This is a genomic window from Vibrio sp. PBL-C16 (assembly GCF_034321865.1).
GTDB classification, from domain to species: domain Bacteria; phylum Pseudomonadota; class Gammaproteobacteria; order Enterobacterales; family Vibrionaceae; genus Vibrio; species Vibrio alginolyticus.
The window spans coordinates 1,677,593-1,690,720 of record NZ_JAXLNY010000002.1 but is presented as its reverse complement, the minus strand read 5'-3'; the positions used below and the strand labels follow the sequence as shown (position 1 = coordinate 1,690,720).

Sequence of the window (13,128 nt, the reverse complement as noted above, 5' to 3'; positions counted from 1 at the left end):
GTTTTATGAGCCCGCCCAGAAAAACTCAACCCTAATACCACTTGGGTCGTAACACATTAAATGTTTTGCGGGTCCTGTTTTAACAAGCTCGGGACCAAACTCAATTTCGATTCCCGACGCCATAAATTGATCACGCAACTCATCGAGTTGCTTCTCAGTCTCTACCAGTAAAGCTAAGTGATGCAAACCAATATTCGTTTTTCTGTCAAATGGAGTGGCGGCATCAGCCTTAGCCGCCCATAGTGTAAGCATGATATGCCCATCACTCACAAATATTGCCGGGTAGTCTGGATTTCTTTTTACTTCACTCCAACCTAATTGTTCAGTGAAAAACTTCGCGCTTGCTTCTAGGTTAGATACGGTTAAACCTACGTGGTGTATGCCTTTTGTTAACACAGTCACTTTGTTTCCTTACTCGTTTTAATGGCTATCAAACAAAGATAACTCGATAAAAAGTAAGCATCAATACACATATATTGATTAACTTCGTCAATCTATTCGAATACGGTAATCCAACTGGAAACATAACATTGTAAACAAGAAACCCAATCTTGAACTAAAAATTAAACTTAGAGTTCATTCTTAAGTGCTGTATTAATCAAATACATTAATAGCCATAATATTTAAGCCAGCCTATAGGGCATATCATTCCATTAAAGGTTTGAATGTTCTTATTCAAGCTAACGTCTTCCAATTTGTAACAGTGAACAACATTACTAGTCGAAGTAGATGCTGGTGTTGAATACGTCACAGGTTTAGAAGCGTTTGCTTTATGTATTTCATGTGCTCGCTGCTGGTTTATCGCCACTTGATTCTTGTGATTGTTAACTTCTCGCAACCCAGATTCTAAGGGTAGGTGCCAATCCTTACATGTTGTTCCTAAACCATCATTCTGAGACTGATATTCTGATAACGCTACACGAGCTTCATTTACAGACTGATCGATATCGGACTGATCGACTAGCCAAGTAGAAAAAGAATAGTTAATGGCCTCTCGATAGTTTACGGATTGCTCTAAGCTATAAGCATCGGAGTGAAAACAGGCCTCTACCACTGCCCATTGAGTCGATAGGTTTGATAATACGTTTTCAGGTATAGGCTGAAGCTGGCTTTGCGTAGACTGGCAACCGGTTAGAAGAAAAGGGACAGGGAGTAGTTTTAGAAAAAATTTTTGGTTCATTTTAATTTTAAAATTAGTGCAATCTTTTTCATTATCATAATACAGGACGATTGAAGAAAGTAGCATTTCTATCAGTAAGGGAATATAGCTAACGCACTGATAAGGTGTGAGTAAAGCGATATCAAAGCCCTTAACACACCTTAACTACGAATACTACCGCATAACAAAGATGCTATGCGGTAGCGGTAGTATTCAGGCTTGAACAGTTTGTCGCACGTTGCTCTCGCCTGACAGCACGGAAATTCTCTCAAAATCTCGACTCGGGAAGTCAGGGTCTACGTACACAAACATACGACTTATCATTTTTCCTTCAAACTCAAATACACTACAAAAACGCCCTGTGGAAACTTTGTTGTCCGGCCAAGAGGTACCATCACTCATTACGCCGCCTTCCTGTCCTTCAACAATGACCTTGTTTCCAGCAGTCGTTATTTGAAAGCCGTCTATGTCGTGCCAGATACTAATCAACGAGCTACCAATCCTATTGCCAAACTCCACTAAGGCACTCTTTCCTTTCGCTTGCCCAAATTTAGGAAAGAAAAAATCAACATCCTCTGAGAATAGATCCAGATAGCTAGGATCACCGGCATCTATTTTCTCGAAATACTTAACTACTAGCCCAACTAAATCGTCTTTTTCCATAATTATTTCACACCCATATTAGCTTTACGCACAACGCAGGGTTAAGTAGTAAGCGGAGCGACCACTCAACCTGAACGTTTGCATCTTAAACACCGAGTACATTTAAACTGAAATTGCCAAGAGTTGCGAATCTTATTGAAGTGCTTTGTTAGATGTAATCCGTTTAGCCTACGTATACTCCATTGAAGTACTCGACGCGTTCTAACGTCATTCTTAACTTACACTCTTCAATCTGGACACCTTGCCAGGGTGAGGGTGTGGAAGACAGGCCCGTAAATTCACATTCGGCGTCTCTGTATTTTAGCCAAGCTCTTTGGGCCTTTCGAAATGGCTCTACCAGTTCGGTCTGAGACCATGTTTTCCTTAGTGCTTTTTCTTCCTCACCTATTCTAGCGATTGCTTCCTTGTAACTTTCGTTAAGCTCTTTATCTGCAGATTCCATCTTCTTTTCTACACACTGATAACCAGCCATAACGCCCCCGCCTTTTACTTTGCAGGGATCTTCAACATCATCAGAAGCCAAGCAAGGTAAAGAAACCAACGCAAACATCATAAGTAATTTGTTCAAAATTGCCTCCAAGCTCCGAGTGCTTGTTAAACCGTTATCCGCTATTTTTCCTTTTTAATCATGCAGCTTTTTATCTGTGCCTTCAAAGATAAAATAGAAGGTTAGTGATTCTAGTGCCTAAACAGAAGGTAAAAGAGATTGATACACGGATTAAATGACGCCTTAATCTGAGTTACTTTTAGTGGGCGTTTTGTATCAATCTTTTCTGTGGAATCATTAGTTTGATGGCGACTGAGGACGTTAAGATGACTCCCATTGAATTTATTATCGCCCTGAAACACCTAGGTTGAATTAAGTGGTGACTATTCCCCTCCAATCATGAAGTTGGTTCAAAGGTAGGGCGATAAATGTTGCGATTCGTAATAAAAATTTATGCCAAGTGCAGTTCGCTATCGCGGCTTATATTGAGTTGGGCAATAACCTCTAATGATGTCTGAGTTTCGTAGCTTGTTGTGTTTTGTATTGCGCCCCGAAACCCTTTTACGCCACAATTTAAAGCTACTTGATTTGAGCCGGCTACGCATAAACTGAATCACGTCGGATTCATTCAAACCAAATTGAAATTCGATAGCCTCAAATGGGGTGCGGTCTTCCCATGCCATTTCTATTATTCTTGACTCAGTTTCCGAGGTCAGTTTCATTTCAAATAACCTATTTTAGAAAAGAGATTTCTACGACGGAAATTGAGTCTTGGTTCAAATGTTCTTATATGCGTGCTTAGTGTTTAGCGACTTAACACCTACAAAAACTTCTCAATGAGGACTTCGTCTACGTATTTCCCACGAACTTTTGCATGCTTCTTCGCGGTCCCTACGATTTCGAAGCCTTGTTTGAGATAGGCTGATAACGCTCGCTCATTATCGCCGCGAACGTACGCAAATAGTTTTTCGTAACCCTTTTGTTTGGCTACTTCGAATGTCGATTTGAAAAGCTGTTTAGACACACCTTGGCCACGAGCACCGTCACTAACAAACGTACCAATTATGCCAACATGGTCAAAAGCTTTTGTATATTGTGCAAATGGCTCGATATTTTGGAAACCTATGACTTGTGAGCTATTTTCGGATAAAGCGACTGTAAACACGCCCCGTTCTGGGAAATGAGTAATGAACTCTTTTTCTTCTTCAGGTGTGAAAGGCGTATCTAATACAGTGTATAAACCTTCAATAATGATGGGGTTGAGGACGTTTGTAATGCCTTCAGCATCACCTAAAGTTACCTGACGTACAATTAAATTCATGCCACTTAGCTCCTATTAAAATTAGGGCTGCTTTGTACATGAGTTGGAGACTTGCGGCAACAAGTAACGTCATTAAGTCGTAAAGAATATACCTATTACACTTAAACGGCGGTTAATAGTGCTGATTGTTACTTTAGTATTTCTGATATATCACTTTTTAAGTGACGGCTTAACTTCTACAGAATATTTCCACATCACGATCCCGTTTTCTACAAGATCATAACTCGCGCTTTGACCCTCGGAGTTGAGCACAAATACCGGCATTTCCATCCTTGACGTAGAGCCATCTTGGTTGCATGACATGGTAGCTTCAAGCTGTATACTATTTTTGCTCGGTTCTGAAAGGGTCCCTAAGTACGTGCAGCCGTCGACAAAACTGGTTTTGCTTTTTCCTTTAGAGGATATTTCAAAAGTCGGAAAAATGAATGTTGATTGAGGCTCTGTTACTACCACATTGACTTGATAGTTCGTCGCTGAAAAAGCATTGAAATGAGCTCCAAGCATAAGTAAGAACAAGATTTTTGATTTCATAAACTCTTCTTTATTTCGATATTACTAGTTTGGTTACGGCGCTATTAACGTGACCACTTAATCTAAAACTTTACTGCGGAAGCATTAAAAAGGATACAAAGGTAGAGTAGTTGAATATGGTTAATCGGCCGTAAATAGTTTTATTAAGCGATCTTACATACCTAAAAGAGGTAAGTTCTTTCGCTTTTGATAGGTTAATGCTAATTCTAAACAGGTCTTGATTGAAGCTTCTGGCAAAGGTGCTGATAAAGATAGAATTATTGCTCGATTACCCTGAAACTCAAGTGAGTCACTATACAGTTCGCGGAATGTGTCGACGAGCTTAGTTTGGCAATTAAAGAACAGATAATAACGACTAGGCGTTTTCTGTTTCCAATCCATCCTTACCGGGCTACCTGTTTTCACACTGTAGCTTGGCTCTCCCCATTTTAGAGATTCTTCAACTTCCCCCAGTTTTAATTCAGAAGCGATAGTTAAGACGATATTTCGTAGCTCTTCTATCCGAATACGCACATGTTTTGGATACTCATCAAATCTTGCCTTCACTGCATGGTTCATTAGTATCTCCTATAAATAGCGCTGTTTTGGGGTGAAGCCCAAGCGTACTTTGGCTATGTAGCAATTACGTCATAATGTTATTAATCAATAAATCTAGCACATAGCCAAAATACTAAGCGTAAGGGTTTCCCTCGGTTACGTTTAGGATGCTCTGGGTGAAAACATGATGATTGACATGCCAAGCATAGCGACAGAAACCCCCACTATGTCCCAGAGCGTTGGTCGAACGCCGTCGATACACCACAACCATAGAATTGCGACAAAAATATAGACACCACCGTAAGCGGCATAAACTCTGCCAGTTGCGGTAGGATGTAAAGATAGAAGCCAAGCAAACATAGCAAGGCATAGCGCTGCTGGTACCAAAAGCCAAACTGACTTATCTTCCTTTAACCAGAGATAAGGTAAGTAGCAGCCTAATATTTCTGCAATGGCGGTTATAAAGAAAAGCCCAATGGTTTTGACTTCAGTCACTTAAACATTCCTATCTTTCTCTACAAATATATGATGCTTGTTAAATGGGCAATTGTTCGGCTCATTACATTTCGCCCAGCTTAATCTTGGATTGAGCCTCACTCACGGTTTGTTTACCGAATAACAGATCCATCATCGAAATGATTCGTTTGTTGTCTTTACCCCATTTATCTGGATTCGCGCTGTTTGGTGCTTTAAATTCAACTTGTCCTACTTTTTCGTTATTTTTGTAGGCTTTGATCTGAGCATCAGCGATAAATGTTCTAAAATCCCAGCTCCAGCGTGATACGTAAGTAAGTGTTAGCTCAGAGCTAACAGGAGGCGTGCCGTCGCTTACGACTGTGCATTTATGGGCGGTATCCAAACACCAGTCTTGCATCGAATCTAAGAAAACATCTCGCGTGGCGTTGTCTTTTACGATGGTGATTTCCTTGCTCTGATTTTCTTTCGAGATTGTTTCTACCGTATACTTTGGTGCCGCACATGCAGCTAATAGAATAGGCAAGCTTAGAATGATGAGTTTTTTGTGCATCTTATGTCTCTTTTTTTTAAATTTATATATTCAAACAACTTCAAGATACTGAGTTCAACGAGAATAACTAACAAGCATGGCAACTGTTATTAACAAAACCTTTAGAGTAGAAGGGTTTGTTTCGGGAGTATGCCAATGTCTCGATGCAAAATAATTAGTAAGAGATTGCTATTGCGTTATGTTAACTCTTGAACTTATGTCCGTATCAATGTCCAGAATTCTTCGCATTGAAGTTTTTGAAGTGCAATTCTAACGGAATTTTAAATTGCTGCATAATGCTCAATTAAGAGGAATAGGGGAGCTTATCGTTAAACATAACGTGTAGTGCTGTAAATTCGTCCCTAAGACTAAGCTAAAAGGGCCTAATGTTTTAAAATAGCTTCTTGTCTATTCTGTTGTGTGAGTTTTCAATGTTGTCTCATACTAGCCACTTAAAAGAGCGCTGTAAGAACTCGTCTGCATTATCAAGGACGATTTCACCGTGAGCCATAACCAATATATTAGGTTTCCAAGACAGCAATTTATTTAAGTGTTTTCGAGCCTCTTGTTTGCTAAACATAAAACTTAGGCGCCAATCCAAAGGCATTTTTCCATTCGGAGCAAGAATACCGGCCCCTTTAGCCACAAACCGCTGCCAGTAGTTAAAGTCCTGGCCAGAAAAATTCTCGACGAGGTCAGTAACAATTAAGGTCTTTGAAAGTCGATGATAAAACACACACTCTTCCATTAATGGAGAGCCAGAAAATAGTTCTTGTTCAACCTCAGAGTTCCAAGCATTACCGCCTTGGTTAAGTGAAGCGTGAAAGTGTATATCACGGCACTTCTTAATGACTTCATCTGTGCCATAAACTTCTGCGCTAGGATAGGCAAATACCCATTCAGATAAGAACAAGTGGTGTAAATGATTAGGAGCGATTAAGTATTTCACTTGGCCTAGATTGTTGATTTGCTCTCTAATCGAATTTGATAACTTAATTGGACTATGAACCCAAAGGCCACCATCAGAAAGCCTAACAATAGTCATACGAGTGGTGTATGGGAGTCCTAAGAATTGGACGGGATCTCCGTCAAATATCCATATCTCATGGGCTAACTTTTTCATGTCTCTCCAACCGTTAACACTGTATTAAGGCGGCATTTTAGTTACTCAAAAGCTGCCTTGCTGCACAATAAACGCTTCGCTAAGCGTAAACCAAAAATATTAGGTTTACCAAACCCTTATTGAGTGCAGTTGTATATCTTTGAGTATTTTTATACTGAACGGGCGTAAAGTAGTTTTAAGAGGATCATTTGACTTGATAGAACAAAACCCCGCTATTTTTGAGCAGGGTTTTGCAATTAGATAAAGGGGCTAACCGATGATGAAGAAGAAAATCGCGGTTGCAACAATACCAATCAACGCATAAGGAAACTGTGTGGTTGCGTGTTGCATTGCTGTACAGCCTGAACCTTGTGCAGATAACACGGTTGAGTCACTAAAGAAACAAGAGTGGCTCCCTGCCGCTGATGCTGAAAGCAGCGCTGCAACGGTTAAGTGTAGAGGCACACCAAGCTGTTCGCCCAAAGGTAGAACAATTGGCATCGCTACTGCAAACGTTCCCCAAGACGATGCCGTTGCAAATACCAACGCGCCCGTAATCATAAAGATAATCGCAGGGAAGTAAGACGCTGACAGGTAAGGGCTGACGGTCTCAATGACATACTGCGTGACGCCCAATGAGTCGTTGACCGATTTCAACATGAAACCACCAATAACGGTCGCAAGCGGCAGTAGCATAACTTTAATGCCATCATAAACAGCTTCGAACATGTCGTTCATCGAGATCAGTTTTTGTGCGCCGTAAAAGCTAATAGTAAAGATTAACGCGACGAAAACACCAGCAAGTAGATCGATACCAAAATACCAACTTGCGGCAACAAGTACGATCATTGGTAACAAGAAGTTGACAAGGCCCATGGTTGGGTTGGTATGTGCAGATACATCGGGACCAAAGTCGACATCTGTTGCACCGTCTGGACGAACTTGACCATTCTTCGCACGCTTTTCTGCCTTTTTCATCGCGCCTAGATCTGGGACCTTTTCCATTGCAACCAGCAAAACAATCACCAGCGTTACCCAGCCGTAAGCCATGTATGGAATAGCTTCAATGTATGCTTTGATACCATCTCCCGCTTCTGCTACTCCGTTTGCTTCTAGCAAAGAACTGAAGAAAATTGCCCAAGTGGAAATTGGTACGAGGATACAGATAGGTGCGGCGGTTGAATCCACAAGATATGAGAGCTTTTCACGCGAGATTTGGTAGCCGTCCGTAACTTTTTTCATTGAGGAAGAAATTGCAATCGCATTCAAATAATCGTCGATAAAGATCAGAATACCTAACGCAAAGGTCATCAGCATCGATTGCTTACGGCTTTTTACTTTCGTGACCAGCATGTCGGAGAAGCTTAAGATACTGCCGCCTTTCTCCAAAATAGCAATTAGGCCGCCCATCAAACCACAAACGAGGATGATCCAGGCGATAGTTTCATCCATCATTACACTCATGGAAATATCAACAATCTGTTCCACCGCTTCAGTTGGGTTAAGCAGAAGAACACCGGCAATAGCGCCGCTAAAGAGGGCTTCCACAGTTCGGTGTGTTGTCAGCGCAAAGACCAATACCAACGCCGTTGGTAAAAGACTCATCCATCCGTAGGCTTCGCCTTCCTCATGGTTCAAACCGATTGTGGTAAAAAAGACAAACGTCGCAACCGAGATTAAAGAAACAATAATGTGTTGAGAGTTGATTTTAAGAGGCGCATCCAGCGCCTTGGTCTGCGTAGTCATAAAGTTCATTTCCTTTGTTTATGCCGAGTGCAACATCCAGTCGATTTCCAATGGAGTAATCGCTCGCTCAAATTCTGCGAGTTCACTCTGTTTGCAAGCTAGATACAAATCGATAAAGTCTCTTGAGATGTATTGAGCTAGCTCACTGTGCTCCAGTCGCTCTAGAGCTTCTGACATACGCAGAGGTAACTCAATTGCATCATCACTGAGAGTCGGTGGACATTGATCTTTGGTGTAGCTTTCACTCGCTAATACTGCGGAAAGTACTACTGCAGCGAGAATGTATGGGTTAACGTCAGCGCCTGCTATACGATGCTCTATACGGCGATTTTTGCTATCGCTGATAGGCACACGCAACGCAACACCGCGGTGGTTTTCTCCCCAATCGGCTTTGGTTGGGACGTAAGCGCCAGGAACAAAGCGACGGTAAGAGTTAACGTTAGGACAGATTAGGGCCATGGCATCGGATGTTTGTGACAGCATCGCTGCCATGGTTTGATAGAAGAAGGCGCTCGCTTGACCGTCTGATTGGCTAAAGTGGTTGTTACCATCTGTATCAACCAAGCTGAGATGAATGTGCATGCCATTACCCGCTTGCTCACTAAAAGGTTTCGCCATAAATGTGGCGTCAAATCCGTGCTGATGAGCGACCTGGCGAATCAAGCGTTTTGCGATGATGATTTCATCACATGCTCGAAGTACATCTTTAGAATGGTTGAAGTTGATTTCGAACTGCCCTGGTGCCGATTCAGATAGGGCTCCGGAAGTGTTTAAACCTTGTTCTAATGCAATTCGATTAAGGTCGGCCAAGAAATCAGCGTAGTCATCTAGTCCATCAAGGTCGTAAACCTCGGTATCTTTTTCTCGAGTTTTTTTCGTGGGGTTAATTGCCGTTAATGGTTCGCCATTTTCGCCGCGGGTTTTGTCTATTAAATAGAACTCCAGCTCGAGCGCGACACAAGGATATTGGTCTTTAGCATGCAGTGTTTGCAATATAGAAGCGAGAATGTTTCGGATGAACAGTGGGTTAGGGTGCTGCCCGGTTTCATCCATCATACTAAGCAGTAGCTGACCAACTTGTTCTTTTGCCGTCGGCATTAAGGTGCCGCTGATTGGATAGCAGAGATTATCTGGTTCTCCGAGATCTTCTCCCAACCCGGCCGTTTCAACGACGTTACCTTTGGTATCTAGGGTGATGGTCGAAAGGGGGAGGGCAACACCTTTATTCAGTTTTTCTAGAGCATCTATCGGGATGCGTTTTCCTCTTGGGGTGGCATTTATATCGGTAAAGATGAGATCGATAAATTCAATATCGGGCCATTTTTGTTTAAAATTTTGTACTTCCTGTAGATACGATTCCATTTTCTTCTCCAAATAGCCTGACGAGTAGAAATTAGAAATAACCAAATTAACAAATAAATTACAGTACTCTGAGCGAGTTGTTTGTTTTTTAGGTTATTTTTAATTTAAACATGCACTTACACTGTGTTTTTGATGTTTAACGGCTGGTTCTTATGTCTTTCTGTTAACTATTTTGTAACAGTTGGTTTTGTTTTGTTCAATATAATGAGCATAAATATTCAGTTTTGAAGCCTAAAAAGTGCGTCAGATCACGTTGTGACGATAATAATGGTCATCTGTGTTGATAATTTTGTACATGGTTTGTAGGGTTTGTGTTAAATAAATTGAACATGGACATATCATGGCAGATACACACAAACCCATCATTGGTGTGGTTAGCTGCGCTAAAGAGTTGGGTGGCTATCAGATACAAGCGGTCAACGACTTTTACCTTCGCGCCATAAAGGATTTTGGAGGGCTACCGATTATGTTGGCTCCCGACATGTCGGGCAATGACGTAACCACCATCCTAGACATATGTGATGGTTTTCTTTTTCCTGGCAGCCACTCTAACGTTGCGCCACATCGATACAATGCAACGCACGAAGAGAGCTACAAAGATGAAGCTCGTGATGAGCTCTCATTCACGTTAATTCGTCATGCGGTTGACCAAAACATTCCGTGCCTTGGTATTTGCCGTGGCTTTCAAGAGATGAATGTCGCACTCGGTGGCTCGTTAAACCCAGCCGTTCATGACTCCGGCTTCAATGACCATCGTGAAGCGCCTGTTGAAGATTTCGAACAAAAATACGCGCCAGCACACGCTGTGCTAGTTCAAAAACAGAGCTTATTTGAACAATGGCTGGTGCAAAATCATTGGGAAAACACCACCTTCTTTGAAGTGAACACACTACACAACCAAGGCGTCGATCAGCTTGCTCCTCTCTTACAAGTAGAAGCTAAAGCCCCGGATGGCTTGGTAGAAGCATTTAGTCTTCCTAATCAAAAATTTTTCGTTGGCGTGCAGTGGCACCCAGAATGGGAAGCAAAAACCAATCATTTCTCTCAAATTTTGTTCAATGAATTTATGATGGCTACCTCTCGTTAAACGTTTGGAGCTGTATGAATGGACAATCAAGAGATTGGTAAAAATATTGTTCAGTTACGAAAAAAACATGGATTGTCACAAAGGGAACTAGCCGAGCGCGCTGGTATTACCCACAGTGCAATCTCATCCATTGAAAATGGCAAAGTGAGCCCGTCGGTCAGCTCACTACAAAAAATCGTTAATGTATTTTCTTTATCGTTATCAGAGTTTTTCACTTTTGAACAACCTTCGAACGATGAAGTGAAAGTAGTCATCAAGCCGTCAGATCTTGTGGAAATCGGGAGCGAGACGGTGTCCATGAAACTGGTAACGAATGGCGACAAAGATCAAGTCATCGGATTCTTGATCGAGGAATACGCACCTTATGGAACCACTGGTGCGGCAGAAATCAAACACGAAGGCGAAGAGATTGGCACCGTATTAGAGGGTGAAATCACTCTGGAATATAAAGGGCAATCTCATGTCATAACAGCGGGCGAGTCGTACATTATTGATACGACGAAGCCCCATCGATTTACAAATCACACAGACAAGGCTTGTCGAATGATAAGTGCGCATACGCCAACCACATTTTAGTGGGGGCTTGCCTTGTGTGATCACAAGGAGAGCGTATGAAAACCCAAGAGCAATGGATTGAACTAAAAAACAATCTAAACATCGAAAACAGGGCGTACATTAACGGTGAATACAGTGCCGCTTTAACAGGGCAAACCATCCCGGTAGTTAACCCAGCAACAGATGAGATATTCACCGAAATCGCCCGTTGCCAAAATGAAGATGTTGATCTCGCGGTTTCCTACGCTCGCCAAGCATTTCAATCCGGTCAGTGGAGCGAGAGCAGCCCAGCTCATCGCAAAGCAGTGCTTAAACAGTTTGCTGACTTGATTGATCAAAACCAAGAAGAATTGGCTCTGCTAGAAACGCTTGATACCGGTAAGCCTATCTCTCACAGCTTCTCTACCGATATTCCTGGCGCGGCGAGTGCATTACGCTGGTACGCAGAAGCAATCGACAAAGTATACGGCGAAGTTGCCCCAACCGAAAAAGATGTACACGCTTTTATTTCTCATCAACCAATTGGTGTGGTTGCTGCGGTTGTACCGTGGAACTTCCCCCTTTGGCTTGCGTGCTGGAAGCTTGGTCCTGCTTTAGCCGCTGGTAACAGCGTGATTCTAAAACCGTCAGAAAAATCTTCTCTCACCGCGATATTTCTAGGTCAACTTGCTTCTCAAGCGGGCTTACCAACAGGCGTTTTCCAAGTCATTACGGGTTTTGGTCATGAAGCTGGCGACGCGCTGGCGAAACACCAAGACGTAGACTGCATCGCCTTCACAGGCTCGACGCGCATTGCAGGTCAACTGATGGTCAGATCGGGTGAGAGCAACCTAAAGCGCGTGTTTGCAGAAGCGGGCGGCAAGAACGCGAACATCGTGTTTGAAGATTGTGATGATTTAGACCGCGTAGCAGCAGAAACCGCCGCAGGGTGTTTCTACAACCAAGGTGAGGTGTGCGTCGCGGCAACCCGCCTGCTTGTTCACGAAAGCATCAAAGAGCAGTTTATAGAAAAAGTTATTCAAGCGTCGAAAGCGTTCACGCCAAAAGACCCAATGGACCCAAGTTCATCAATGGGTGCGCTCATCGACCAAGATCATAAATCAAAAGTATTGGAATACATCTCGTTAGGTGAATCAGAAGGTGCAAACGTACGTTGTGGCGGCGATGTCGATGGGCAGGGCGCATTTGTTTCCCCAACCATTTTAGACAACGTCGACAACAAGATGCGTGTCGCCCAAGAGGAAATTTTTGGTCCGGTGCTGTGTGTCATTCCATTCAAAGACGAAGCGCAAGCAATTGAGATCGCTAACGATTCGAAGTACGGCTTAGGTGCTGCACTTTGGAGTAGCAATATCAACCGCGTTCATCGCGTAGCAAAACGACTGCAAGCCGGCTCGGTTTGGGTCAACAACTATAACGAAGGTGACATGACGGTTCCATTTGGTGGATTCAAAATGAGCGGAAACGGTCGAGACAAGTCTCTCCACGCGATTGAAAAATTCACCGAAACCAAAACCACTTGGATTCGCCTCCATCCTTAAGCCTGCTGACGATTACGATAAATAAAGGAAT

Annotated in this window: 16 protein-coding genes; 3 read left to right on the top strand and 13 right to left on the bottom strand. The window is 42.6% G+C overall.

Features of this window, described 5'->3' with window-relative positions; translation table 11 throughout:
* Nucleotides 1-3: 3 nt before the first annotated feature.
* The 13 genes from UQW94_RS16010 to UQW94_RS15950 form a co-directional block, all read right to left on the bottom strand.
* A complete protein-coding gene (locus tag UQW94_RS16010; protein WP_017820909.1) occupies nt 4-402 on the bottom strand; it encodes a VOC family protein in 399 nt (132 codons plus the stop codon).
* Nucleotides 403-607: 205 nt separating this feature from the next.
* Nucleotides 608-1,180 (bottom strand): hypothetical protein, encoded by a 573-nt coding sequence (locus UQW94_RS16005; RefSeq protein ID WP_248394029.1) that lies wholly within the window; start codon nt 1,178-1,180, stop codon nt 608-610.
* A 192-nt stretch (nt 1,181-1,372) separates the two neighbouring features.
* Nucleotides 1,373-1,822 carry a nuclear transport factor 2 family protein gene (locus UQW94_RS16000; RefSeq protein WP_005377826.1) on the bottom strand — a complete coding sequence of 150 codons (450 nt, stop codon included), beginning with the start codon at nt 1,820-1,822 and terminating at the stop codon, nt 1,373-1,375.
* Nucleotides 1,823-1,985: 163 nt separating this feature from the next.
* On the bottom strand, nt 1,986-2,375 hold the full coding sequence (locus UQW94_RS15995) for a lysozyme inhibitor LprI family protein (RefSeq protein WP_065274430.1): 390 nt from the start codon (nt 2,373-2,375) through the stop codon (nt 1,986-1,988).
* A gap of 404 nt (nt 2,376-2,779) precedes the next feature.
* On the bottom strand, nt 2,780-3,031 hold the full coding sequence (locus UQW94_RS15990) for a TIGR03643 family protein (protein ID WP_005377824.1): 252 nt from the start codon (nt 3,029-3,031) through the stop codon (nt 2,780-2,782).
* Between the two features lie 98 nt (nt 3,032-3,129).
* Nucleotides 3,130-3,630: a GNAT family N-acetyltransferase gene (locus tag UQW94_RS15985; RefSeq protein ID WP_053306918.1), complete on the bottom strand. Its 501-nt coding sequence runs from the start codon at nt 3,628-3,630 to the stop codon at nt 3,130-3,132.
* 150 nt (nt 3,631-3,780) lie between these two features.
* Complete coding sequence (locus UQW94_RS15980) at nt 3,781-4,161, bottom strand: hypothetical protein (RefSeq protein WP_138939935.1); 381 nt, start codon at nt 4,159-4,161, stop codon at nt 3,781-3,783.
* Between the two features lie 153 nt (nt 4,162-4,314).
* Nucleotides 4,315-4,719, bottom strand: coding sequence for a DUF1801 domain-containing protein (locus UQW94_RS15975; protein WP_017633973.1), 405 nt, complete (start codon nt 4,717-4,719; stop codon nt 4,315-4,317).
* Between the two features lie 141 nt (nt 4,720-4,860).
* Nucleotides 4,861-5,193, bottom strand: coding sequence for a YnfA family protein (locus UQW94_RS15970; RefSeq protein ID WP_005377819.1), 333 nt, complete (start codon nt 5,191-5,193; stop codon nt 4,861-4,863).
* Nucleotides 5,194-5,257: 64 nt separating this feature from the next.
* Entirely contained in the window at nt 5,258-5,725 is a 468-nt protein-coding gene (locus UQW94_RS15965; protein WP_005385757.1) for an Sbal_3080 family lipoprotein, read from the bottom strand.
* A gap of 418 nt (nt 5,726-6,143) precedes the next feature.
* Nucleotides 6,144-6,827 carry a DUF4336 domain-containing protein gene (locus UQW94_RS15960; protein ID WP_186584308.1) on the bottom strand — a complete coding sequence of 228 codons (684 nt, stop codon included), beginning with the start codon at nt 6,825-6,827 and terminating at the stop codon, nt 6,144-6,146.
* 249 nt (nt 6,828-7,076) lie between these two features.
* Nucleotides 7,077-8,552, bottom strand: coding sequence for a Na+/H+ antiporter NhaC family protein (locus UQW94_RS15955; RefSeq protein ID WP_054576461.1), 1,476 nt, complete (start codon nt 8,550-8,552; stop codon nt 7,077-7,079).
* 18 nt (nt 8,553-8,570) lie between these two features.
* Nucleotides 8,571-9,914, bottom strand: a complete 1,344-nt coding sequence (locus UQW94_RS15950) for a glutamine synthetase family protein (RefSeq protein WP_005377815.1) — start codon at nt 9,912-9,914, stop codon at nt 8,571-8,573.
* A gap of 340 nt (nt 9,915-10,254) precedes the next feature.
* On the opposite strand from UQW94_RS15950, the gene UQW94_RS15945 reads away from it, so the two are divergent.
* The 3 genes from UQW94_RS15945 to UQW94_RS15935 are packed head-to-tail and all read left to right on the top strand — an operon-like array spanning nt 10,255 to nt 13,097.
* The gene (locus UQW94_RS15945; protein ID WP_169628436.1) at nt 10,255-11,001 is read left to right on the top strand and encodes a gamma-glutamyl-gamma-aminobutyrate hydrolase family protein; all 747 of its coding nucleotides are present in this window, start codon (nt 10,255-10,257) and stop codon (nt 10,999-11,001) included.
* An 18-nt stretch (nt 11,002-11,019) separates the two neighbouring features.
* Nucleotides 11,020-11,577 (top strand): HTH-type transcriptional regulator PuuR, encoded by a 558-nt coding sequence (gene puuR, locus UQW94_RS15940; protein ID WP_005377813.1) that lies wholly within the window; start codon nt 11,020-11,022, stop codon nt 11,575-11,577.
* A 35-nt stretch (nt 11,578-11,612) separates the two neighbouring features.
* Nucleotides 11,613-13,097: an aldehyde dehydrogenase gene (locus tag UQW94_RS15935; RefSeq protein ID WP_086046701.1), complete on the top strand. Its 1,485-nt coding sequence runs from the start codon at nt 11,613-11,615 to the stop codon at nt 13,095-13,097.
* Nucleotides 13,098-13,128 lie beyond the last annotated feature (31 nt).